The 22,711-nt window shown below is 70.9% G+C and carries 20 protein-coding genes; 9 read left to right on the top strand and 11 right to left on the bottom strand.

All coding sequences use genetic code 11. The annotated features are described in order from the left end of the window. Positions 1–11 precede the first annotated feature (11 nt). From IE317_RS24610 to IE317_RS24595, 4 genes are all read right to left on the bottom strand, one after another. The gene (locus IE317_RS24610; RefSeq protein WP_191313700.1) at positions 12–509 is read right to left on the bottom strand and encodes a hypothetical protein; all 498 of its coding nucleotides are present in this window, start codon (positions 507–509) and stop codon (positions 12–14) included. A gap of 21 nt (positions 510–530) precedes the next feature. Further along, positions 531–878 (bottom strand): GntR family transcriptional regulator, encoded by a 348-nt coding sequence (locus IE317_RS24605; protein ID WP_229902896.1) that lies wholly within the window; start codon positions 876–878, stop codon positions 531–533. 61 nt (positions 879–939) lie between these two features. After that, entirely contained in the window at positions 940–1,656 is a 717-nt protein-coding gene (locus IE317_RS24600) for a phosphatase PAP2 family protein (protein ID WP_229902895.1), read from the bottom strand. After that, a complete protein-coding gene (locus IE317_RS24595) occupies positions 1,653–2,330 on the bottom strand; it encodes a dienelactone hydrolase family protein (RefSeq protein ID WP_191313699.1) in 678 nt (225 codons plus the stop codon). The genes IE317_RS24600 and IE317_RS24595 overlap by 4 nt, the downstream gene beginning before the upstream one ends. Before the next feature lie 65 nt (positions 2,331–2,395). Here IE317_RS24595 and IE317_RS24590 point away from each other — a divergent pair, with 65 nt between their 5' ends. Continuing rightward, positions 2,396–3,748, top strand: a complete 1,353-nt coding sequence (locus IE317_RS24590; RefSeq protein ID WP_191313698.1) for a TrpB-like pyridoxal phosphate-dependent enzyme — start codon at positions 2,396–2,398, stop codon at positions 3,746–3,748. Between the two features lie 3 nt (positions 3,749–3,751). Here IE317_RS24590 and IE317_RS24585 read toward each other — a convergent pair whose 3' ends face one another. Continuing rightward, positions 3,752–5,026 carry a diguanylate cyclase gene (locus IE317_RS24585; RefSeq protein ID WP_191313697.1) on the bottom strand — a complete coding sequence of 425 codons (1,275 nt, stop codon included), beginning with the start codon at positions 5,024–5,026 and terminating at the stop codon, positions 3,752–3,754. 210 nt (positions 5,027–5,236) lie between these two features. On the opposite strand from IE317_RS24585, the gene IE317_RS24580 reads away from it, so the two are divergent. Next, positions 5,237–5,494 (top strand): hypothetical protein, encoded by a 258-nt coding sequence (locus tag IE317_RS24580; RefSeq protein ID WP_191313696.1) that lies wholly within the window; start codon positions 5,237–5,239, stop codon positions 5,492–5,494. Positions 5,495–5,524: 30 nt separating this feature from the next. Here the strand turns inward: IE317_RS24580 and IE317_RS24575 are convergent, their stop codons facing one another. From IE317_RS24575 to araD, 3 genes are all read right to left on the bottom strand, one after another. Then, on the bottom strand, positions 5,525–6,724 hold the full coding sequence (locus tag IE317_RS24575; RefSeq protein ID WP_191313695.1) for an MFS transporter: 1,200 nt from the start codon (positions 6,722–6,724) through the stop codon (positions 5,525–5,527). A gap of 51 nt (positions 6,725–6,775) precedes the next feature. Continuing rightward, on the bottom strand, positions 6,776–8,557 hold the full coding sequence (locus IE317_RS24570) for a VanW family protein (protein ID WP_191313694.1): 1,782 nt from the start codon (positions 8,555–8,557) through the stop codon (positions 6,776–6,778). Between the two features lie 153 nt (positions 8,558–8,710). Beyond that, entirely contained in the window at positions 8,711–10,423 is a 1,713-nt protein-coding gene (gene araD / locus IE317_RS24565; RefSeq protein WP_191313693.1) for an L-arabinonate dehydratase, read from the bottom strand. A gap of 77 nt (positions 10,424–10,500) precedes the next feature. Between araD and IE317_RS24560 the strand changes: the two genes are divergently transcribed. From IE317_RS24560 to IE317_RS24550, 3 genes are read left to right on the top strand one after another with little or no spacing between them, the layout of a single operon-like run. Beyond that, on the top strand, positions 10,501–11,154 hold the full coding sequence (locus IE317_RS24560; RefSeq protein WP_191313692.1) for a GntR family transcriptional regulator: 654 nt from the start codon (positions 10,501–10,503) through the stop codon (positions 11,152–11,154). Beyond that, entirely contained in the window at positions 11,151–11,654 is a 504-nt protein-coding gene (locus IE317_RS24555) for a metallophosphoesterase family protein (RefSeq protein WP_191313691.1), read from the top strand. The genes IE317_RS24560 and IE317_RS24555 overlap by 4 nt, the downstream gene beginning before the upstream one ends. Positions 11,655–11,663: 9 nt before the next feature. Beyond that, complete coding sequence (locus tag IE317_RS24550; protein WP_191313690.1) at positions 11,664–12,650, top strand: PHP domain-containing protein; 987 nt, start codon at positions 11,664–11,666, stop codon at positions 12,648–12,650. A gap of 6 nt (positions 12,651–12,656) precedes the next feature. Here the strand turns inward: IE317_RS24550 and IE317_RS24545 are convergent, their stop codons facing one another. Further along, positions 12,657–13,493, bottom strand: a complete 837-nt coding sequence (locus tag IE317_RS24545; RefSeq protein ID WP_191313689.1) for a chitosanase — start codon at positions 13,491–13,493, stop codon at positions 12,657–12,659. Between the two features lie 175 nt (positions 13,494–13,668). After that, positions 13,669–14,259, bottom strand: coding sequence for a TetR/AcrR family transcriptional regulator (locus tag IE317_RS24540; RefSeq protein ID WP_191313688.1), 591 nt, complete (start codon positions 14,257–14,259; stop codon positions 13,669–13,671). 66 nt (positions 14,260–14,325) lie between these two features. On the opposite strand from IE317_RS24540, the gene IE317_RS24535 reads away from it, so the two are divergent. Continuing rightward, positions 14,326–15,795, top strand: coding sequence for a flavin-containing monooxygenase (locus IE317_RS24535; RefSeq protein WP_191313687.1), 1,470 nt, complete (start codon positions 14,326–14,328; stop codon positions 15,793–15,795). Between the two features lie 79 nt (positions 15,796–15,874). Here IE317_RS24535 and IE317_RS24530 read toward each other — a convergent pair whose 3' ends face one another. Further along, complete coding sequence (locus IE317_RS24530) at positions 15,875–17,035, bottom strand: saccharopine dehydrogenase family protein (RefSeq protein ID WP_191313686.1); 1,161 nt, start codon at positions 17,033–17,035, stop codon at positions 15,875–15,877. 112 nt (positions 17,036–17,147) lie between these two features. On the opposite strand from IE317_RS24530, the gene IE317_RS24525 reads away from it, so the two are divergent. The 3 genes from IE317_RS24525 (at position 17,148) to hrpA (ending at position 22,687) form a co-directional block, all read left to right on the top strand. Then, a complete protein-coding gene (locus IE317_RS24525; RefSeq protein WP_191313685.1) occupies positions 17,148–18,311 on the top strand; it encodes a lactate 2-monooxygenase in 1,164 nt (387 codons plus the stop codon). Between the two features lie 119 nt (positions 18,312–18,430). After that, complete coding sequence (locus IE317_RS24520) at positions 18,431–18,679, top strand: hypothetical protein (RefSeq protein ID WP_191313684.1); 249 nt, start codon at positions 18,431–18,433, stop codon at positions 18,677–18,679. A gap of 168 nt (positions 18,680–18,847) precedes the next feature. Further along, entirely contained in the window at positions 18,848–22,687 is a 3,840-nt protein-coding gene (gene hrpA, locus IE317_RS24515) for an ATP-dependent RNA helicase HrpA (protein WP_444859546.1), read from the top strand. Positions 22,688–22,711: the final 24 nt, after the last annotated feature.

The raw sequence follows: 22,711 nt of genomic DNA, 5'->3' as shown, positions 1-22,711 counted from the left end.
GGATCGCGGTGTCAGGCGGACTTCGCCTCGTGGACGATCGCGATCACCGCGGCGGGGTCGGGAACGGTGATCGTCACGGTCCGGCCGGTGCGCGTGACCAGTCGCAGGGCGGGGCCGGTCCGGACCGTGAAGTAGGTGTTGCGCGGAGTCCAGTAGTGGCCGAGCATCAGGTTCCACACCGAAGACAGCTCGGTCACCTCGGCGCGCTCGATGTCGTCCAGCTGGTAGGTGCGGCGGGGCCAGCCGAAGGCGCCGCAGTGGACCGAGACGCCGTTGGGGCCCGCTGTCGTCCGGACGCTCAACCCGGTCAGCCCGGTGAAGAGCACCGCGGCGGCCCCCGCCAGCAGGGCGAGCGTGGGGTTGCCCGAGTGGAGCCAGCCGCCGCGCGACATGGCGGCCAAGGCCAGCAGCGGCACCATCATGACCACGCCGAAGATCACCACCAGCGGCCAGTTCGTCACGCGTCCCGTGTAGACCGAATACCGGCCGGAGCCGGGGAGCGCCGTCATGGGGCACCGTCCTCTCGGTGGTCAGGTCAGCTTCTCGATGAGGCGAACCAGGTCTTGCCGCCCCAATCCGTGCCGGCGGGCGATGGTCACGAGCGCCTGCGCGGCCTCGGTGACCGGGCCCGGTTCCGTGACGGCGGACGCGACCCGGGCCCCGCGGCCCCGGCGGAACTCCAGTACGCCGTCGTCGCGCAGCTGCCGGTAGGCGGCCAGCACCGTGTTGCGGTCGACCGAAAGTGCCTGTGCCAGCTCGGCCGCCGGCGGCAGCTGCTCGCCGACGGCGAGTTCCCCCGAAGCCACACCCCGCCGTACGCACGCCATGATCTGGCGTGGCAACGCCTCTCGCGAGGAGTGATCGACTTCCCATCTCATAGTGCTAGTATTATTAGCACCATTTGAGCGTGGCGGTCAACGTCCCCGGCGCGGATCCGGACTACCGGGATCCGGCGAGCCGTCCCCACAGTGACGCCACGAAGATCGAGACGGTCAGCAGCGCGACGCTGCCGGCGACGTCCAGGACGTAGTGATTCGCCGTGCCGAACACGACCGCCGCCATCAGCACCGGGAACGACCACGCCGACCACGCCGGCCGCGGGTGCGTGGCCCGCAGCGCGTACCACACCGCGTACGCGCACCACAGCGACCAGCCCACGTGCATGCTCGGCATCGCGGTGTGATGGGTGGGGTGCGTCCAGCTCTCCAGGCCGAAGGGGTCGTACCGGGCGACGACGTCGACCGCGCCCCGCAGCGCGAACCGCGGCGGCGACATCGGCACCGCCCAGTAGACCGGCAGGACCAGTGCCGTCATCGCGACCATCGTCCGGCGGACGTGGCGGTAGGCCCCGGCGTGCCGGAGGAACACCCACCCGAGCACGCCGAACACCACCACGTAGTACAGCCGGTACACGTACACCGCCAGGTGGCCGAGGAGCGGATGACCGGCAAGCCAGGTGTTCGCGCTCAGCTCGATGTCCAGGTGCGCCGCGCCTTCCACGGCCTGCAGGGCCTGCGCGTTGGCGTCGGCGGCCGCGAAGTCCTTGCCCACAGCGGCGTCGAGCCGGGTGAACAGCAGGAACCAGAGCAGCAGGAAGACGAGTTCGGCGAGCACTCCGGGGCGCCCGCCGGCACCCCGGAGGAGCGCCGTCTTCACGCCGGCAGGGTCCGCCGCAGGAACTCCGTCGTCAGTTCCCACGCCCGGGCCGCCGCTCCGGGGTGGTGGAACATCGGGGCCACGTGGTTGTGGAACGCGTGCCCGGCCTCCTCCTGCACGTGGATTTCCGCACCCGGGTGGGCCGCCACGGCCGCCTCCACCGCGGCCACGTCGGACCGCGGGATGTAGGGGTCCTGCCCGCCGAAGTGGAACTGGATCGGGCATTCGACCCGGGACAGCCCGTCGATCTGCTCCGGCACCCTCGAGCCGTAGAACGACACCGCCACGTCGGGGTCGCCCTCGACCGCCGCGGCGAACGCCATCGAGCCGCCCAGGCAGAAGCCCAGGACGCCCACGCCGCCGGTCACCGACGGCAGCGAGCGCAGGTGGGCGATCGTGGCCAGGACGTCCGACAGCCCCAGCGCCGGGTCAAAGGAGGCCGCCACCTCCGACGACGCCGCGACCCCGGCTTCGTCGTGCGTCGACGACCACCCCGGCACCGTCCGCCAGAACAGCTCCGGGATCGCCACCACGTACCCCATGGCGGCCAGGTCCGCGGCGACCGAGCGCAGGTAGTCGTCCAGGCCGAAGATCTCCTGGACCAGCACCAGACCGGGGCCGCGGCCGGACGGGGGCTGCCGGATCGGGATGTCGTTCAGGACTGAATTCCTCACCCGATCACCGTACTGGTTCCGCGGCCTCGAGCGTCCTAGGTTGAGGTGCCGAACAAGGAGGTTCGATGGCTGAGCAGACCAAGTACGTCCTGGACGAAAAAGACCTCCCCACCCAGTGGTACAACGTCATCCCCGACCTGCCCGAGCCGCCGCCACCGCCGTTGCACCCCGGCACGCGCGAGCCCGTCGGCCCGGACGACCTCGCGCCGCTGTTCCCGCAGGCGCTCATCGCCCAGGAAGTGACGACTGATCGCTATGTCGACATCCCGGAGGAGGTGCGGGAGGTCTACCGGCTCTGGCGCCCGTCGCCGCTGTTCCGGGCGCGACGGCTGGAGAAGGCGCTGGGCACCCCCGCGCGGATCTACTACAAGTACGAGGGCGTCAGCCCGGTCGGGTCCCACAAGCCGAACACCGCCGTGCCGCAGGCGTTCTACAACGCGGCCGAGGGCGTCACGCGGCTGACCACCGAGACCGGCGCCGGCCAGTGGGGGAGCGCGCTCGCCTTCGCCTGCGCCCAGTACGGGCTGGAGTGCGAGGTCTGGCAGGTCCGCGCGTCCTACGACCAGAAGCCCTACCGCAAGCTGATGATGGAGACGTTCGGCGCGACCGTCCACCCGAGCCCGTCCGAACTGACCGAGTCCGGCCGCGCGATCCTCAAGCAGCACCCGGATTCGACCGGCAGTCTCGGCATCGCCATCAGCGAAGCCGTCGAGCAGGCGGCGCAGGACCCGGACGCGCGGTACGCGCTGGGCAGCGTGCTCAACCACGTGCTGCTGCACCAGACGGTGATCGGCGAGGAAGCGCTCAAGCAGTTCGAGCTGGCCGGCGACACGCCGGACGTCCTGGTCGGCTGCACCGGCGGCGGCTCGAACTTCGGCGGGCTCGCTTTCCCGTTCCTGCGCGAGAAGCTGGCCGGCCGGATGGACCCGGTGATCCGCGCGGTCGAGCCGGCCGCGTGCCCGTCGCTGACGCGTGGCAGGTACGCCTACGACTTCGGCGACACGGCCGGGCTCACGCCGCTGCTCAAGATGCACACGCTCGGCCACGAGTTCATCCCGGACCCGATCCACGCGGGCGGGCTGCGGTACCACGGGATGTCCCCGCTGATTTCGCACATCTACGAGCTCGGCCTGATCGAGGCGATCGCCATCGGGCAGCAGGAGTGTTTCGCGGCGGGGGTGCGGTTCGCCCGGTCCGAAGGCATCATCCCGGCACCCGAGCCGACCCACGCACTCGCGGCGTGCATCCAGGAAGCGTTGCGGTGCAAGGAAACCGGCGAGGAGAAGGTGATCCTCACGGCGTTGTGCGGCCACGCCCACCTGGATCTGCCGGCGTACGGCGCCTACCTCGCCGGCGACATGGTGGACGACGAACTGTCCGACGCGGCCCTCGAGAAATCGCTGGCGACGCTGCCCTAGCCGTCAGAGCGCGTCGGGGATTTCCGGGCGGGTGAGCTCGGTGCGGGCGGTCGCCAGGACCACACGGTCGCGGCCGCCCGCCTTGGCCTCGAACACGGCGTCGTCCGCCGCCTGCAGCAGGATCGTGTACTCCGTGGCCGTTTCCGGGTACACCGCCGCGCCGATCGAGGCCGTCAGGCCGCTGATCACCTCGGGCTTGCCCGGGCGGACCACCGGGACCGGCACCTCGATCCGGGCGATCGCCGTGCGGATGCGGTCCGCGACGGACGCGATCTCCGCGCTGGTCGTGCCCGGGAGCAGCACCACGAACTCGTCGCCGCCGAAGCGGCCCACGTAGTCGCCGCCGCGGACCGAGCCCTGGATCGCCGCCGCGACCGCGCGCAGCACCTCGTCGCCCGCCAGGTGGCCGTTGCCGTCGTCGATGGCCTTGAAGTGGTCGATGTCGATCATCAGCACGCCGGCCGTCGAGGACAACTCCGCCGCGCGGGCCAGCTCGTTGCGGGCCAGCTGGACCCAGAACTCCGGCGCGAGCAGCGCCGTCTTCGAGTCCGTGCGCGCGGCCGCCTGGAACTGGGGGAGCAGCAGGCCGATGTGCAGCGCCACCGGCGTCACCATGAGCACCGGCAGCAGCCACGGCCGGACCGTCATCACCAGCGCGATCCCGCAGCCGACGCCGACCGCCGCCAGCACGATCAGCACGTCCGACGGGTTGCCGAACGCCTGCCGCGGCGGCTTTCCCGGGTTGCTCATCAGGATCGCCACGATCACCAGCACGTAGTTCAGCCCGAAGTAGACGATCCCGGACGTCAGCAGCGCGAGCATCCCGCCGAAACCGTCCAGGTACGGCACGTAGGGCGCCACGTGCCCGGTGCCCGCCCACAACACCGCCCCGGCGGCCGTGCACGCGAGGATTACCGTGGCCCCGGAGAACACTTTCCGGTGAATCACGCCCCGCCGTTTGTAGACGCGGACCCAGGAATGGGCATAACTGACGACGATGACCAGCGTGGCCAGCGGCGGGGGCAGCAGGAGCAGCCCGGCGAAGATCCAGATCGACTGCAGGTGCATGTGCGGGCGGCCGTCGGCGGCCAGCTCGCGGATGCGCTCGATCCGTTGCGCCGCCTCGAGGTGTACGACCTCACCGGCGAGGATCAGTCCACACCAGAGCAGCGATGAGGTGGTGATCGGCACCAGCGCGGCCGTCGAGAGGACCGCGATCAGCGCCAGTGCGTCGACGATGAGGACGTAGCCGAACACCGGAGTGGCCAGCTTCCACATCGCCCACGTTCGGATACCTGATCGTGGACGTTCTGAGCTGGGCTTTCGCCCTTGGGACCCGGACAATCCCACGAAACGCCCTTCTGTTCAGGACGGAACTCTTCGCGGAAATCGTCACTGTAATCGAATGACCGCGGTGTGTCACTAGGCCGGTCAGGCTACGGTCCGATCACGCACCGTGCAACTTCCCCTCACAACCAGGAGAACACCATGTCGCACTTCCTGAACGGCAGCAACATCGTCCCGTCCCGCCGCCGCGCGCAGCGGCCGACCGACTGGACCCGGCAGCTCCCCACCGACTGGACGCGGGCGATCCCGACCGACTGGACCCCGCGGCAGCTGCCGACCGACTGGACCGCCCGCGCACTGCCCACTGACTGGACCGTGCGCGAGCTGCCGACCGATTGGACCCGTCCCGGCGTCGCGCCAGCGCTGCCGCAGTGCCCGACCGACTGGACGCAGTCCTGATCGGGTCCCGGTGACCGGCGTCCGCGCCGGTCACCGGGGTTCCGGGTGCGCCCGCCGCCACAGCCGGGCCGCCCCGAGCGCCGCCACCACGCCGATCGCACCCGCACCCGCGACGACGCCGTGCGGAGCCGCCCGCTCGGCCGCCAGCCCCGCCAGCACCACGCCCAGGCCCTGCGAAACCCGCAACGCCGTCAACGCGAACCCGAACGCCTGCGCGCGCTGCGCGTCCGGGGTGAGCTGCACGAACGTCGTGTTCGCGATCAAGTTGTACGAACTGGCCACTCCGCACAGCGTGAACAGCGCCAAAGTGGCCACCAGGTCCGGTTTCAGCGCGCAGCCGAGCAAAGCCGCGCACGCCAGCGCCGCGAGCGGCCCCAGCAGCCGGCCCCGCTGCGCGGGCGGGATCCGCGACAACGCGGCCATGCCCAGCACGTTCCCCAGCGCGAACGTCCCGAGCAGCAGCCCGACGACCACCGGGCCCCCGCCGAGCTCGGCGGCGTACGGGGCGGCGATCGCCTCGCCCGCGATGTAGCACCCCGAGACGCACCCCAGCGCCACCAGGGCGAGCCGCCGCCGGTCGCCGGCCACGACCGTCCAGCCCGCCCGGACGTGCGGCCACCAGCGGACACCCGAGGTTTCCCGCGGCGGCCGCGGCAGGACCCCGGAGACCAGGAACAGGGCCGACACCGCGAAGCTCGCCGCGTCCGCCATGAGGGCGCCACCGGTGCCGAGACCGGCCACGAGCAGCCCGCCGAGCGCGAACCCGGCGACCTGGCCGGCCTGCACCAGCATCATCAGCAGGCCCATCCCGGGCACGAACGTCTCGCCCGGCAGCACCTGCGGCAGCAGCGCGGCGCGCGCCGAGTTCCAGACCGGGTTGAACAGCTGGACGCCGACCAGCAGCGCCGCGACGGCCGGCAGCGGGAGCCCGGGCAGCGCCATCACGGCCACCGCGAGGGCCCGCAGGAGGTCGGACAGGACCATCACCGCCCGCGGCGGGTGCCGGTCGGCGAGCCCGGCCAGCAGCGGCCCGCCGACGAGGTCGGGCAGGAACGTCAGCGCGTAGGTCAGCGCGGCCCAGCCCGGCGAATTCGTCCGGTCGTAGACCAGGATCGACAGCGCGACCCGGGCCAGCTGGTCACCGGTGACCGAAACCAGCTGGGCCGCGAACAGCGCCCGGAACTCGGTCACGGCGAGGACGTCCCGGAAGCCTGCCGCGCGCAGTTTCATGGGCACTCAGGGTACCGTTGCGGACGCTCAGGGTGAACGTCCGTTCGGAGGTCACTGGCCTTCGCCGCACACGATTTTCGGCTGCGGGTTGTAGTGGACCGTCCGGGTCGACCGGCCGACCTCGCGGCCGGTGGCGGCGTCCTTGAGCACGCGGGTGTTGCTGGTGGTGAACCCCGGCGCGCCGTTCGAGGGGTGGCAGTTCTCGGCGGGCCCCGGCTTGGTCGGGGGTTCGCTCTGGTTGGTCTGGGCGCCTTCGATCGACTCGACGGTGTAGCGCTTGGTGCCCCACAGCTTCACGGTGATCGACGACGGCGTCCAGATCGTCTGGATCGCGATGCCGGTCGGCGAGTCGTTGGTGAACTTGAGGTCGATGACGCTGGAGCCGTTGGGGTTCTGGAACACCGTCGCCTCGCGCGCGGCGGGGTAGCGGCTGATGTAGTAGCTGTGCTCCTTGTGCCCCGCGTCCTTCAGGCCCGCGAAGTAGGCCGCGTTGTACAGCGTGGTCGCGAACTGCGAAATGCCGCCGCCGACCTCGCGTCCGGGGGCGCCGTCCTTGATCACGCCCGCTTCGACGTAGCCCTGGGCGGTGCCGCGCGGGCCGGTGAAACCGTTGAGGCTGAAGGTTTCCCCGGGCTTGACGATGGCGCCGTTCACCTTCTGGGCGACGACCCGGATGTTCACGCCGGAGTCGGCCGCGAACTTCTGGGTGGTGAACTCGCCGACGACTTCCTTGATGCCGAGCTGGTTCGCCTGCTCGGTGGTCACCTTCGCCGGGCTGTCCTTGTAGACGGCCGGGACTTCGCGGCCCTCGGTCTTCTTCAGCACGTCGGGCAGCGGCTTGAGGCTGGGGTCCCAGTCGATGGTCCGCCCGTCGGTGGAGGGGTCGACCGCGGGCTTGCCGCCTTCGAAGACGACGGTCGCGTCCTTGCCCTCCTTCTCGGTGGACTTCAGCTGCGGCCCGGCGGCTTCGGCGATCTTCGCGTTGTCGATCTTCGGGTTCAGCCCGCCGCCGTCGGCCGGTTCGAAGGTGATGGCCGCGGCGATCGCCTCCGGCTTCACGGTGGCGACCTTGCCGTCGCCCTTGATCAGCAGCGGCCCGGACACGGCGGGCCGCGCGAAGCCGTCGAGTGCCGCCTGGACGGCTTCCGGCGTGGTGCGGACCGGCGTGCTGGTCACCGGCAGCACCAGCGTTTCCCCGCTCGCCCACTTTTCGACGACGGCGGCGGTCGCGGCCGGCACGTCGAGCTTCTGCCCGGTCTTCGGCGGCACGGCGACCGGCTTGGCGCCCTCGAACTTCACCGTGCCCTCGACCGGGTCGCGGTCGACCTGGGCGCGCAGCGACTCCAGCGCGCCGGTGAGCTTGGCGTTGTCGGCGTGGCTGACGACGCCGACCTCGCGGCTGGAGAACAGCGAAGACAGGCGCGTGAAGGGGTTCAGCGGCTGCTCGCCCGCCTGGTCGAGGGTCTTCGGCCAGTCGAGCTTCAGCCCGGCGAGCGTCGGCGCCAGCGTGCCCTGGTACTCGCCCGCGGTGACGGCGAGCGGGCGCGTGAGCCGCGGCTCGATCTTCCCGCGCAGTTCCTGCTCGGCCGCCTCGCGGCCCATCCCGCCGACGTCGACGCCGGCGACGGTCACCCCGCGCGGGACGCTGCCCTGGCTGATCAGGATGTCGATCCCGTAGATCGCGACCAGCACGCCGAAGACGCCGCCCGCGATCAGGCCGGCCTTGCGGAAGGAGCGCTTCGCGGCGGGACCCGGTTCCGGCTGGGGCCGGACGACCGGGAGGACGTCGGTCTGCTCGCCGTGCGAGTCGGGCCAGTGCGGTTCGTACGGCAACTCTCCACCCCTTCAACGCGGCACCGGGTTGCGTCGGTGACGGGAACAGCGTACGGGGCACCCGGACAAGCCGTACTACTCGCCCTAACGGGGGATGAATCGGTCACGGAATCCTGACCCGAGGGGCACTTTCACGTGAAAGTGCCCCTCGGGTCAGCGGGCGTCGGGTTCGGGGTTGTGGCCGGCGCGGGCCAGGAAGTCGAAGTCGCAGCCTGCGTCGGCCTGCGTGATGTGTTCGCTGTAGAGCGCACCGTAACCGCGTTCGAACCGCGGGGCCGGTGCGGTCCACTCCGCACGCCGTCGCGCCAGCTCCTCATCGGACACCTCGAGCCGCAGGGTCCGGGACGGAACGTCCAAGGTGATCAGGTCGCCGTCCCGGACCAGCGCCAGCGGGCCGCCGACGTGCGACTCGGGGGCCACGTGCAGGACGCAGGCGCCGTAGCTGGTGCCGCTCATCCGCGCGTCGGAGATCCGGACCATGTCCCGGACCCCCTGTTCGAGCAGGTGGGCGGGGATCGGCAGCATCCCGTACTCGAGCATGCCGGGGCCGCCGAGCGGGCCGGAGCCGCGCAGCACCAGCACCGAGTCCGCGGTGATCGCCGGGTCGTCGATCCGCTTCTTGAGGTCGGGGTAGTTCTCGAACACGACGGCCGGGCCGGTGTGCGTCAGCAGGTGCTCCTCGGCCGCGATGTGCTTGATGACCGCGCCCGAGGGCGCCAGGTTCCCGTGCAGCACCGCGACCCCGCCCTCGGCGGCGACCGGGTTGTCCCGGGTCCGGATGACGTCGTCGTTGTGCACCCGCGCCGGTTCGAGGTTCTCGCCGAGGGTGCGGCCGGTGACGGTGAGCCGGTCGGTGTGCAGCAGGTCGGTCAGCCGCGACAGCAGCCCGGGCAGGCCGCCCGCGTAGTAGAAGTCCTCCATCAGCCAGGCGCCGCCGGGCCGGATGTTCGCCAGCACCGGCACGCGCCGCGCGATGGCGTCGAAGTCGGCCAGGCTGACCGGGATCCCGCTGCGGCCGGCCATCGCGATCAGGTGGATCACGGCGTTGGTCGAGCCGCCGAGCGCGAGCACGGTGGTGATGGCGTCGGCGTAGGCCCGCTTGTCCAGCACCTGCGTGAGGGTGAGGTCTTCCCAGACCATGTCGACGATCCGCGCGCCGCTGGCCGCGGCCATCCGGTGGTGCGCGGAGTCGACGGCGGGGATCGACGCCGCACCCGGCAGCGTCACGCCGAGCACCTCGGCGGCCGAAGTCATGGTCGACGCCGTCCCCATGGTCATGCAGTGCCCCGGTGACCGGGCCAGCCCGCGCTCCAGTTCGGACAGTTCGGCGTCGCCGATCAGCCCGGCGCGCTTGTCGTCCCAGTACTTCCACATGTCGGTGCCGCTGCCGAGGACCTCGTTGCGCCAGTGCCCGCGCAGCATCGGCCCGGCGGGGACGAAGATCGCGGGCAGGCCGGCGCTGGCCGCGCCCATCAGCAGCGCCGGCGTGGTCTTGTCGCAGCCGCCCATCAGGACGGCGCCGTCGATCGGGTAGGACCGCAGGATCTCCTCGGTCTCCATGGCGAGGAGGTTGCGGTAGAGCATGGGCGTCGGCTTCTGGTAGGTCTCCGACAGCGTGGCGACCGGGAACTCCAGCGGGAAGCCGCCGGCCTGCCAGACGCCGCGCTTGACCTGTTCGGCGCGTTCGCGCAGGTGCATGTGGCAGGGGTTGATGTCCGACCAGGTGTTGAGGATGCCGATGACCGGTTTGCCGAGGTGCTCTTCCGGGTTGTAGCCGAGCTGGCGGCTGCGGGCGCGGTGGCTGAAGGTGCGCAGTTCGTCGCCGCCGAACCACCGGTGGCTGCGGAGTTCCTCGGGTTGCTTCATGCAATCCAGTATGGCATCTGATATACGATCTGCCTGGCCTGGTTGAATGGGTTCCGACACTACCTAGGGAGCGCGTCATGACCGGGACGTTCAGCCTGCCCGCCTCCCGGACCGAAGTGGTCCTGGAGGAGATCCGCCGCGGCATCCTGACCCGGGAGCTGGTGCCCGGCCAGCCGCTCGTCGAAGCGGAGCTGGCCGCGCGGCTCGGCGTGTCGAAGACCCCCGTGCGCGAGGCGCTCAAGGTGCTGTCCAACTCCGGGCTGGTGACGTTCAGCCCGTACAAGGGCGCGTCGGTGATCACGGTCGACGCCGAGCTCGCGAAGTCCGTCTACGACGTGCGGATGGTGCTCGAACCCGAGGCCGTCCGGCGGACCGTCGAGCAGCACGAACCCGAGCTGCTGGACGACGCGGCCGAGGCGCTGAAGGAGGCGTCGACGGCCATCGCGGACAAGGACCAGGCCGCGCTGAGCCTGCTGAACCGCCGGTTCCACCGCGCCCTCTACCGCGGCTGCGGCAACCCGCTGCTGGTCAGCATCCTCGACGACCTCAAGGACCGCGCGGCGCTGATCAGCGTCGTCGGCTGGGAGGCCAACCCGAGCTGGAAGAAGGAGTGGACCGAGCACAAGGCGGTTCTCGCCGCGGCGAAGAAGGGCGACGCCGAGGGCGCGGCCGCGCTGCTGCGCGACCACATCGGCGGGTTCCTGGAGCGGGTGCTGAAGGCCATCGGATGAAGCTGCTGCTGATCTCCGACACGCACCTGCCCGCCCGCGCCCGCGAGCTGCCGCCGCAGGTGTGGGCCGAGGTCGCGGCCGCCGACGTCGTCGTGCACGCGGGCGACTGGGTCGATGTCGCCCTGCTCGACGAGCTGGAGGCGCGCAGCAAGCGGCTGATCGGCGTGTACGGCAACAACGACGGCCCGGACCTGCGGGCCCGGCTGCCCGAGATCGCGCGGGCGGAGCTGGACGGCGTGCGCCTGGCCGTGATCCACGAGACGGGCGCCAAGCAGGGCCGCGAGCAGCGGTGCGACGCGCAGTTCCCGGACACCGACGTGCTGGTCTTCGGCCACAGCCATATCCCGTGGGACACGGTGACGCCGTCCGGGCTGCGGCTGCTCAACCCGGGTTCGCCGACCGACCGGCGTCGCCAGCCGTACTGCACGTACCAGACCGCCGTGGTGCGCGAGGGTGCCTTGGCGGACGTCGAGCTGCATCAACTGCCCCGGAGGGGGTAGACAGGTCCCATGGATCCGGCATGGGCGTTGCGGGAGATCGCGTTCCAGCTCGAACGCGCGGGGGAACCGACCTACCGCGTCCGCGCGTTCCGCAACGCGGCGGCGACCGTCGACAAGACCGGCGCCGAGAAGCTGGCGCAGATGGCGGAGAACGGCACGCTGACGTCGTTGCCCGGGATCGGCAAGGCCACCGCGGGGGTGATCGAGGACGCGCTGGCCGGCCGCGACCCGGCGTACCGGGGCAAGATCGTCGAGAAGAAGCTGCCGGACGGGGAGCCGCTGCGGTCGGCGTTGCGCGGCGACTGCCACACCCATTCGGACTGGTCGGACGGCGGCAGTTCGATCGGCGAGATGGCGGTCGCGGGCCGGGACGTCGGCCACGAGTGGATGGTGCTGACCGACCACTCGCCGCGGCTGACGGTCGCGAACGGGCTGTCCCCGGACCGGCTCCGGACGCAGATGCAGATCGTCGCGAAGGCCAACGAGCTGATGGCGCCGTTCCGGTTGCTGCACGGCATCGAGGTCGACATCCTCGACGACGGATCGCTGGACCAGGAAGAGGAGCTGCTGGGGCAGCTGGACTTCGTGGTGGCGAGCGTGCATTCGAAGCTGCGGATGCCTTCGCGGGACATGACGCGCCGGATGGTGGCGGCGGTCCGCAACCCGCACGTGCGGGTGCTGGGCCACTGCACCGGACGGCTGGTGGTGGGCCGCGGGCGGCCGGAGTCGGAGTTCGACGCGGAGAAGGTGTTCACGGCGTGCCGGGAGAACGGGGTCGCGGTGGAGATCAACTCGCGGCCGGAACGGCTGGATCCGCCGATGCGGTTGCTGCGGCTGGCGGCGGAGATCGGGTGTGACTTCACGATCGACAGCGATGCGCACGCGCCGGGGCAGCTGGATTGGCTGGGTTACGGGTGCGAACGCGCGATCAAGGCGGGCATCGGGCCGGAGCGCATCCTCAACACCCGGACGGCGGATGCGCTCCTGACCCGATGACCCGGCTCAGTTGATCGTGTACGAGTCGCCGTACACCTTCCACTTCAGGGGCGTGTGCAGGTCGAAGTTGCCTTCATTCAGGAACTTCAGCTGCTCGGTGTCCACGCGGGAGGTGTCCGCGTGCGCCTCCTCCTGCTTCATGATCACCTTGCGCGCGGCGAAGAACGCCTTGAGGTACGTGGCTTCGTCGCCGCCCTGGGCCGGGGTCTTCGCCTTCTGCATCGCCGTCCTGCGGATGCCGCCGAAGCTGTCGGAGCTGGTGCCCGGTCCGTGCATCACGATGGCGTCGTAGTAGGCGAACTGGCCGAGGTTGCTCAGCCCGTCCGCCTTGCCCTGGTTCACCGACGGGTTGAAGTAGACGCGGTCGCGCTCGTTGTTCTGCGCCGTCTGGAACGCCGTCGTCGCCGCGGCCTGCTTCCAGGCGCTCTCGAACGCCGAGCCCAGGCCCGCGTGCGAGTCCGTGCCGTTCACCTTGCGCAGCGCGGGAAGGAACTTGGCGAGGGGGTTGTCCGGGACCGAATTCGTGTACGCCTCGACCAGTTCGAGCATGTCACCGGTGCCCGAACAGAAGCCGATGATGCCCGCGGTGTAGCCGCGGCCGTCACCGATGTCCTCGATGTACTTGTACTGCGCTTTCCAGTCCAGCGAGGAGTTTTCCGCGCTGGAGACCAGCTTCATCGCGATTTCCTTCTTCGCCGGCGCCGAAAGGTCGCCGACGGCGAGCACGGACGCGCTCACCGGCGCCGGGGCGGCCGAGGAGAACGCGGGCGTGGTGATCACGAGGGCCGCGACGGACGCGGCGCCGAGCGTGCCGATGAGAACCGGCCGCAACTTCTTGCTCATGGGGAGGGAACCCTTTCCGCGGGATGCGCCGTCGGATCACGGCGGTACGGGTGATGCGGGTGGAGCTGCGGCGTAGCGACACGGTAGCGAAGAGTCAGCGAGCTCCACAAGAGGTGGAATCCGTTCATGTTCGTGAACGGTCCAGACCACTTTTCGAGGGTCCGCAAAGGACTTCTCAGCGCGCCCCAGCGAACAGGCGGATAACGTCCGGCAGCACGGACACCGGGATCGTCGGGTCGATCGCACGTTGGACGCCGAGCCCGATGCCCAGGCTGAGCAGGGCCGTCGCGGCGTCGTCGGCCGACATGGGGAGCGTGATCCCGAACCGCTCGGCGTACCCGGTGAGCAGGCCGGCGATGGTTTCGCGGATGGCCTTGTCGCGCGCGGCCAGCTCGGCGCGTACGTGCGGGTCGCGCCGCGCGTTCGTCGCGAACTCGACTTCCAGGGCGGTCCAGGCCTCGTCGCCGATGCTGCGCTCGGCCCAGGTCTGGAACGCCGTCAGCAGGCCTTCCATTCCGTCGGCGCCGGCCAGCGCCTCGGCGATCAGGGCGACCTGCTCGTCGTGGATGCGGTCGAGGACCGTGAGGCAGAGCTCGTCCTTGCTGCGGAAGTTCGAGTACACCGCGCCCTTCGAGTACCCCGCCTCGTCGGCGACCTTCTCCAGCGACGTCACCGAGTAGCCATCGCGCAGGAACAGGAGCTTGGCGGTCTCGATCAGCTGCTCGCGGGTGCGTGCCTGGCTTTCCGCGCGGGTGAGTCGGGCCATGCGGGCACTCTAGCGAACTTCGGAATTGGGGTACCGATGGTTTTCGGATACTGTTAGTCTCCGAAAATGGAACAACGTCACTTCGCGGTCCTCGTCGTCGGTGCCGGGGCCTCGGGGCTGGGGGCCGCCATCCGCCTCACGCAGGCCGGCGTCGGCGATCTCGCCGTGCTCGAGAAGGCCGGCGCGCTCGGCGGAACCTGGCGCGACAACACCTACCCCGGCTGCGCCTGCGACGTCCCGTCCGCGCTGTACTCCTACTCCTTCGCGCCCAATCCCGAGTGGACGCGCGCGTTCGCGGGCCAGGCCGAGATCCGGGCCTACCTGCAGGACACCGCCGCGCGCTTCGGCGTCACCGGGAAGATCCGTTACGGCGTCGAAGTGACGCGTGCGCAGTGGAACCCCCGGCAGTCCCTTTGGGAGCTCGAGACGTCGAAGGGGCCGTACACCGCGCGGATCCTGGTCGCCGGCACCGGTCCCTGGCACGAACCGCTGGTCCCGGACCTGCCGGGGCTGGCCGGGTTCCCCGGCGAGGTCTTCCACTCCGCGCGCTGGAACCACGGCTACGACCTGGCCGGCAAGCGGGTCGCGGTGATCGGCACCGGCGCGTCCGCGGTCCAGTTCGTCCCGGAGATCGTGCCGCGCGTGGCGCGCCTGCACCTGTTCCAGCGCACCGCGCAGTGGGTCCTGCCGAAGCCGGACCACCACGTGCCCGGTGTCGAGCGGTTCCTGCTGCGGCGGTTCCCGGTGCTGCAGCGGGCGCTGCGCGGCACCGAGTACGGCCTGATGGAGACGCTCGGATTCGGCTTCCGGCACCCGTGGCTGCTGCGGCAGGTGCAGAAGATCGGGCTCGCCCACCTGCGGTTCGCCGTGCGGGATCCGTTGCTGCGCCGGGCGTTGACGCCGGACTACACGCTCGGCTGCAAGCGCCTGCTGATGTCCAACACCTACTACCGGACGCTGACGCAGTCCCATGTGGACGTTCACCCGACCGCCGTGCGCGCGGTGGACGGTCCTCGCGTGCTGGGCGCGGACGGCTCGTCGGCCGAGGTCGACGCGATCATCTTCGGAACCGGCTTCCACATCCTCGACATGCCGGTGTCGGCGCGGGTGTTCGACGCCGACGGCCGCAGCCTCGACGACCACTGGAAGGGCAGCCCGCGGGCGTACGCGGGGACGTCCGTGGCCGGGTTCCCGAACCTGTACCTGCTGCTCGGGCCCAGCCTCGGCACCGGGCACTCGTCGGCGTTCACGATCGTCGAGGCGCAGCTGCGGCACACGGTGGCGGCGGTGACCCGGACACTGCGTTCCGCGGGCACGTCGCTGTCGGTCCGCCCGGAGGTGCAGGCGGCGTTCAACGCGCAGGTCCAGGCGGCCCTGCCGGGCACGGTCTACCAGTCCGGCGGTTGTTCGAGTTATTACACGGATGTCAACGGGCGCAACAGTTTCAGCTGGCCGTTCTCCACCGGGCGGCTGCGTGCGCAGGTCGGCGAGTTCCGCGAAGCCGACTACGAGGCCAGCAGTGCGCACGCCTCCTGAGGACCGCAATGAATGACTCATTCCTGGCGTCCGACGCCAGGAATGAGTCATTCATTGCCTTCCGGATACGGGAACCCGGTCAGTGCGTCGTGAAGCGGATCCCCGCCTTGGTGAGCCGGTCCACCAGCGCGCCGCCCATCGCGGTCGCCGTGGTCACCTGGCCGGACGTCGGGGGAAGCTCGTCCGTCGCCAGGCACAGCGCCGACTCCGCGAGCATCTTCGCCGTCTCGTCGTAGCCCGGGTCGCCGCCGGAGACCTCCGTCACCACCCGGGAGCCGCCGCCCTCGCCCACGAACCGCACCGAGAACCACGACCGCGCGCGCCGCTCGGGGCTCGGGCCGTTGCCCGGCGCCAGCAGCCGGGACAGCGCGTGCCGGGCCGGCGGGACCTGGGCCGCGGCGAGCAGGGCGCCCGCCCCGGCCACGCCGCCCGCCAGCACCGGCAGGTGCTTCACCGCGGCGAAGTGCCGGTAGGTGAAGTCCGGCCCGTACCGCGCGGACGCGGCCGCCGACCGGCGGACGACCTCGGCGTCGATCGTCGGCAGCGGCACCGCCCACCAGCCCGGGTCGGCGACCCGGTGCGGGCGCCCGAGCGGGGCTCGCGCGAACCGCCCGGCCGGCCGGGGCTCGGCCGCCGCCCGCTCGCGGGCCGCCCGTGCTCCGGCCGGCAGGCGGGACATGATGGTCAGCGCGCTGAGGAACGTGCCCCCCGAGGGCATCCCGCCGGCCCGGACGTAGCCGTCGACCCGCAGCGGCACGCCTTCGGGCAGCTGCTGCACGGTGAACCACGCGCCGAGGTCGTGCGGGATCGAGTCGAACCCGCACGCGTGCACCAGCCGCGCGCCGGTCTCGCGGGCCCGCCGGTCGTGCGCGAGGTACATCCGGTCGACGAACTCGGGCTCGCCGGTCAGGTCGACGTAGTCGGTGCCCGCCTCGGCGCACGCGGCCACCAGCGGCTCGCCGTGCGTCAGGTACGGGCCGACGGTCGTGATCACCACCTTCGCCGACGAGGCGACCGCCACCAGCGACGCCCGGTCGCCGGAGTCGGCGACGAGCAGGTCGAGCGAGCCGAACCGGTCGTCGATCCCGGCGAGCCGGGTCCGGACGGCTTCGAGCTTGCCCCGGTTGCGCCCGGCCAGCGCCCAGCGCAGGCCGGCCGGCGCGTGCCGGGCCAGGTACTCGGCGGTCAGGCCGCCGGTGAACCCGGTGGCGCCGAACAGGACCACGTCGTACGCGCGCATGGCGGCTCCTTCGGGGGGACGTCGACGCGGCTCAGGTTACCCACCGGTCACTTCCCGGCGCCGGATGAACTACCGGCGGGTACAGTGCCCCCTCGAACGCGAGGAGGCAACCGTGACCGAACGCTTCGGCAGCTACCAGAACGAGATCTACCTGCAGGGACTCGGTGGTCAGCTGCCGCCGTGCTCGACCGACGCGACGAAGCTCGAGGCGTCGGCGCGCGAAATCATGGCGCCCGGGCCGTTCTCCTACGTCGCGGGGGCGGCCGGCTCCGGCGCGACCGCCCGCGCCAACCGCGAGGCGTTCGACCGCTGGCGGATCGTGCCCCGGATGCTCACCGGTGCCACCGACCGCGACCTGGCCACGACGGTGCTCGGCACCCGGCTGCCGGCGCCGGTGGCCGTCGCGCCGGTCGGCGTCCAGTCGATCGTCCACCCGGACGCCGAGTCCGCGACCGCCCGCGCCGCCGCGTCGGTCGGCCTGCCGTTCATCCTCTCCACGGCGTCGTCGACCGGCATCGAGGACGTCGCCGCGGCCAACGGCGACGGCCCGCGCTGGTTCCAGCTGTACTGGCCCGGCGATAACGACGTCTGCGCGAGCCTGCTGACCCGGGCGAAGAACGCCGGGTACACCGCGCTCGTCGTCACCCTCGACACGTGGACGCTCGCCTGGCGACCGTCCGATCTGGACCAGGCGTACCTGCCGTTCCTCAAGGGCGAGGGCTGCGCGGTCCCGTTCACCGACCCGGTGTTCCGCGGCCTGCTGGAGAAGACGCCGGAGGAGGACCTGAACATGGCGATCCTGCGCTGGATCGGCATGCTCACCGGCACCGACCGGACCTGGGACCAGCTGCCGTTCCTGCGCGAGCACTGGGACGGCCCGATCGTGCTCAAGGGCATCCAGCACGTCGGGGACGCACGCCGCGCGGCCGAGGCGGGCATGGACGGCATCGTGGTCTCGAACCACGGCGGCCGCCAGGTCGACGGCGCGCTCGGCGCCCTGGAGGCCCTCCCGGGCATCGTCGCGGCGGTCGGCGACCGGATGGAGGTGCTGTTCGACTCGGGCATCCGCACCGGGGCCGACGTGCTCAAGGCGCTGGCCCTGGGCGCGCGGGCGGTCCTGGTCGGCCGCCCGTGGGTGTACGGCCTGGCCCACGCGGGCGAGGACGGCGTCCGGCACGTCCTGCGCAGCCTGCTGGCGGACTTCGACCTGACCATGGGGTTGTCCGGCCACCGCACGCTCGCCGACCTGGGGCCGGATTCGGTGCAGCGTACGTGAGGTAACGAATCGGGATTTCCGGCGACAGCGGGGTCCGGGGCCGCTACGGTTCTGCCTCGCCACGGCCGCTCGGGGACGGACCGGTGGTTCCATCAGTCTTTTCACGAGGGGGTTTTCCCATGTCTTCGATCATGATGCGGATCGGCGTGCTGTGCGCCGTGCTCGGGTTCGGCACGATCATCCTCGAGCAGTTCGACTACGAGTTCCGGATCCTGTCCTGGGCCAGCGACATGCAGCCGCTGTTCGGCATCGTCCTCGGACTGGTCGGCCTCGCGCTGATCGGCGGGTCGGTGGCGCTCGGCCGGGCCAAGAAGGCGCCGCAGCAGGCGCCGGTCCAGTCGCCGCAGCAGCCCGGCCGGCCCGGCTGACGCGCGTTTTCGAAGGCCCCCTCGCCGCCCGCGAGGGGGCCTTCGGCGTGCGCCCGGTCACGCGCCGGGGATATTCGGAGGCCGGGTTCGTCACACACGGCTATCCTTGGCCCAAGAATGTCCACGCCATCTCCCTTTGAAGCGCTGCGTGCGCGCCTGCCCGAGCTGATGCCGCGCGACGAGCAGCGGCTGCGTCGCCGGCTCGAAGGCGCCCGCAAGGCCCGCAACCGCGACTCCGTGCTCGCGCAGATCGCCGCCGACGTCGACAAGGCGGAGCTGCGCGTCCAGTCGCGGCGCGAGAGCGTGCCCAAGATCGAATACCCCGAAGAGCTGCCGGTCAGCAAGCTCAAGGACGAGATCGCCGCCGCGATCGACAAGCACCAGGTCGTGATCGTCGCGGGGGAGACCGGCTCGGGCAAGACCACCCAGCTGCCGAAGATCTGCCTCGAGCTCGGCCGCGGCATCCGCGGCCAGATCGGGCACACCCAGCCCCGGCGGCTGGCCGCGCGCACGGTCGCCGACCGGATCGCGAGCGAACTGCACACCGAGCTCGGCGACGCCGTCGGCTACAAGGTCCGGTTCACCGACCAGTCCGGGCAGGACACGCTGGTCAAGCTGATGACCGACGGCATCCTGCTGGCCGAGATCCAGACCGACCGGTCGCTGCGCCAGTACGACACGCTGATCATCGACGAGGCCCACGAGCGCAGCCTCAACATCGACTTCATCCTCGGCTACCTCAAGCAGCTGCTGCCGCGCCGCCCCGACCTCAAGGTCATCATCACCTCGGCGACGATCGACCCGGAGCGGTTCTCGAAGCACTTCGACGACGCGCCGATCGTCGAGGTCTCCGGCCGGACGTACCCGGTCGAGGTGCGCTACCGGCCGCTCGTCGACCCGAACGACCCCTCGGAAGACGCCGACGAACGCGACCAGACCCAGGGCATCCTCGACGCCGTCGAGGAGCTCTGCGCCGAAGGGCCCGGCGACATCCTGGTGTTCCTCTCCGGCGAGCGCGAGATCCGCGACACCGCCGACGTCCTCAACCGCGCGAACCTGCGCAACACCGAGGTCCTGCCGCTGTACGCGCGGCTGTCGTCGGCCGAGCAGCAGCGCATCTTCCAGTCCCACACCGGGCGCCGGGTGGTGCTCGCGACGAACGTCGCCGAGACGTCGCTGACCGTGCCGGGCATCAAGTACGTCGTCGACCCGGGCACCGCGCGGATCTCGCGCTACAGCCACCGCACGAAGGTGCAGCGGCTGCCGATCGAGCCGGTGTCGCAGGCGTCGGCGAACCAGCGCAAGGGCCGCTGCGGCCGGACGTCCGACGGCATCTGCATCCGGCTCTATTCCGAAGAGGACTTCGAGAGCCGGCCCGAGTTCACCGATCCCGAAATCCTGCGGACCAACCTCGCGTCGGTCATCCTGCAGATGACTTCGCTGGGCCTCGGCGACATCGCCGCGTTCCCGTTCGTCGAACCGCCGGACCGCCGCCAGGTCAGCGACGGCATCGGCCTGCTGCAGGAACTCGGCGCGTTCGACAGCGTCAGTTCCTCGGACCGGCGGCTCACCGACATCGGCCGCAAGCTCGCGCAGCTGCCCGTCGACCCGCGGATGGGCCGGATGGTGCTGGAGGCGGCGAAGAACGGCTGTGTCCGCGAGGTCATGATCATCGCGGCGGGTTTGTCCATTCAGGACCCGCGCGAGCGCCCGGCCGAGAAGCAGCAAGCGGCCGACGCCCAGCACGCCCGGTTCGCCGACCCGACGTCGGACTTCCTCGCCTACCTGAACCTGTGGGAGTACGTCGCCGAGCAGCAGAAGACGTTGTCCGGCAACCAGTTCCGGCGCATGTGCCGCACCGAGTACCTGAACTACCTGCGCCTGCGCGAGTGGCAGGACATCTTCAGCCAGCTGCGTCAGCTGGCCAAGCCGCTCGGCATCTCGCTGAACACGAACACCGCACCGGCCGACCCGCAGCGCGTGCACACGTCGCTGATCGCCGGGCTGCTCTCGCACATCGGGCTCAAGGACCCGGCGAAGGGCGACTACCTGGGCGCGCGGGGCGCCCGGTTCGGCGTGTTCCCGGGGTCGGCGTTGTTCAAGAAGCAGCCGCGCTGGGTGATGTCGGCGGAGCTGGTCGAGACGTCCCGGCTGTGGGCGCGGGTCAACGCGCGCATCGAGCCCGAGTGGGTCGAGCCGCTGGCCCAGCACGTCGTCAAGCGGTCGTATTCCGAGCCGCACTGGGAACGCAAGCAGGGCGCGGTGATCGCGACCGAAAAGGTGACGCTGTACGGCGTCCCGCTGATCGCCGACCGCCGCGTCAACTACGGCCGCATCGACCCGGAGATGTCGCGGGCGCTGTTCATCCGGCACGCGCTGGTCGAAGGGGATTGGCAGACGCGCCACCACTTCTTCGCCGAGAACCGCGCACTGCTGGAGGAGGTCGAGGACCTCGAGAACCGCGCGCGGCGGCGCGACATCCTGGTCGACGACCAGACGCTGTACGAGTTCTACGACGCCCGGGTCCCGGCGGACGTCGTCTCGGTGCGCCACTTCGACAGCTGGTGGAAGAAGGCGCGGCACACCGACCCGGACCTGCTGTCGTTCGAGAAGTCCATGCTCATCAACGAGTCCGCGGGCAGTGTCCGCGAGGGCGACTACCCCGACTCGTGGACGCAGGGCACGCAGGTCTTCAAGCTGACCTACCAGTTCGAGCCGGGCGCGGACGCCGACGGCGTCACCGTGCACATCCCGCTGCCGGTGCTCAACCAGGTGACGCCGGACGGCTTCGACTGGCAGGTGCCGGGACTGCGTGCGGAACTGGTGACGCAGCTGATCAAGTCGCTGCCGAAGGCGCTGCGCCGCAACTTCGTCCCGGCGCCGGACACCGCGCGGGACGTCCTTTCGCGAGTGTCCCCTTCGGACGGTCCGCTGCTGGAGGTGCTCGGCCGCGAGCTGCGGGCGCTGCGCGGGATCACGGTGCCCTATGCGGACTGGGACCTTTCCTCGGTGCCCGAGCACCTGAAGATGACGTTCCGCGTGGTCGACGAGCGCGGTAAGCGCGTCGCCGAAGGCAAGGACATCGCGGAGCTGCAACGGCGGCTGGCGCCGAAGGTCCGCGCGACGATCTCCAAGGCGGCCAACACCCTCGAGAAGGCCGGGCTGACGAAACCGTCGTTCGGTTCGCTGCCGAAGGTGTTCGAGTCGACCCAGCGCGGGCACGACGTCAAGGCGTACCCGGCGCTGGTCGACGAGGGCGCGTCGGTGGCGGTGCGCCTGCTGGACACCCCGGCCGAGCAGGAACACGCGATGTGGGCGGGTACGCGGCGGATGCTGCGGCTGAACCTGAGCTCGCCGATGAAGTTCATCACGCGGTCGCTGTCCAATTCGTCGAAGCTGGTGCTGAACCGCAACCCGCACGGCAGCGTCGCGGCGCTGCTCGAGGACTGCGTCGACTGCGCGGTCGACGCCCTGATGGCGGCCGGCGGCGGCCCGGTGTTCGACGAGACCGGCTTCAAGGTGCTGCTGGAGAAGGTCCGGGCGGGCCTGCACCCGGAAGTGCTGGCGGTGCTGACGGACGTGGAGAAGATCCTCCGCGCGGCGAACGACGTCGAGGTCCAGCTGCCGTCGACCCGCGGTCCGGCGGACTCCCTGGCGGACATCCGCGCCCAGCTGGCGGGCCTGGTGTACCCGGGCTTCGTGACGGAGACGGGCGCGGCGCGACTGCGTCACGTGGTGCGCTACCTGCAGGGAATTTCCCGGCGGCTGGAGAAATTGGTTTCGGAGCCGACCCGCGACCTGCAGCGGACGGCGGACATCGCGTGGATCACCCGCGAGTACACCGACGCCTTGGCATCGCTGCCGCCGGGAACGTCATCGCCGGCGTTGCGCGAGGTGCGGTGGATGATCGAGGAACTGCGGGTTTCGTTCTTCGCGCAAACGCTGGGAACGGCGTATCCGGTGTCCCTGAAGCGGATCACGAAGGCTTTGGACGACGCACTGGGGTGACGCCGGGTATGTCCGGCTCCCCAC

It is taken from the genome of Amycolatopsis bullii (assembly GCF_014654205.1).
GTDB lineage: Bacteria > Actinomycetota > Actinomycetes > Mycobacteriales > Pseudonocardiaceae > Amycolatopsis > Amycolatopsis plumensis.
The sequence above is the reverse complement of the archived record's forward strand: the minus strand, read 5'-3'. Positions and strand labels throughout refer to the sequence as shown.

Bases quoted from the DNA above. Each gene is read 5' to 3' on its own strand.
- IE317_RS24610 (WP_191313700.1), bottom strand. From the start codon at position 509: ATGACGGCGCTCCCCGGCTCCGGCCGGTATTCGGTCTACACGGGACGC.
- IE317_RS24605 (WP_229902896.1), bottom strand. From the start codon at position 878: ATGAGATGGGAAGTCGATCACTCCTCGCGAGAGGCGTTGCCACGCCAG.
- IE317_RS24590 (WP_191313698.1), top strand. From the start codon at position 2,396: ATGGCTGAGCAGACCAAGTACGTCCTGGACGAAAAAGACCTCCCCACC.
- IE317_RS24585 (WP_191313697.1), bottom strand. From the start codon at position 5,026: ATGTGGAAGCTGGCCACTCCGGTGTTCGGCTACGTCCTCATCGTCGAC.
- IE317_RS24580 (WP_191313696.1), top strand. From the start codon at position 5,237: ATGTCGCACTTCCTGAACGGCAGCAACATCGTCCCGTCCCGCCGCCGC.
- IE317_RS24575 (WP_191313695.1), bottom strand. From the start codon at position 6,724: ATGAAACTGCGCGCGGCAGGCTTCCGGGACGTCCTCGCCGTGACCGAG.
- araD (WP_191313693.1), bottom strand. From the start codon at position 10,423: ATGAAGCAACCCGAGGAACTCCGCAGCCACCGGTGGTTCGGCGGCGAC.
- IE317_RS24560 (WP_191313692.1), top strand. From the start codon at position 10,501: ATGACCGGGACGTTCAGCCTGCCCGCCTCCCGGACCGAAGTGGTCCTG.
- IE317_RS24555 (WP_191313691.1), top strand. From the start codon at position 11,151: ATGAAGCTGCTGCTGATCTCCGACACGCACCTGCCCGCCCGCGCCCGC.
- IE317_RS24550 (WP_191313690.1), top strand. From the start codon at position 11,664: ATGGATCCGGCATGGGCGTTGCGGGAGATCGCGTTCCAGCTCGAACGC.
- IE317_RS24545 (WP_191313689.1), bottom strand. From the start codon at position 13,493: ATGAGCAAGAAGTTGCGGCCGGTTCTCATCGGCACGCTCGGCGCCGCG.
- IE317_RS24540 (WP_191313688.1), bottom strand. From the start codon at position 14,259: ATGGCCCGACTCACCCGCGCGGAAAGCCAGGCACGCACCCGCGAGCAG.
- IE317_RS24535 (WP_191313687.1), top strand. From the start codon at position 14,326: ATGGAACAACGTCACTTCGCGGTCCTCGTCGTCGGTGCCGGGGCCTCG.
- IE317_RS24530 (WP_191313686.1), bottom strand. From the start codon at position 17,035: ATGCGCGCGTACGACGTGGTCCTGTTCGGCGCCACCGGGTTCACCGGC.
- IE317_RS24520 (WP_191313684.1), top strand. From the start codon at position 18,431: ATGTCTTCGATCATGATGCGGATCGGCGTGCTGTGCGCCGTGCTCGGG.
- hrpA (WP_444859546.1), top strand. From the start codon at position 18,848: ATGCCGCGCGACGAGCAGCGGCTGCGTCGCCGGCTCGAAGGCGCCCGC.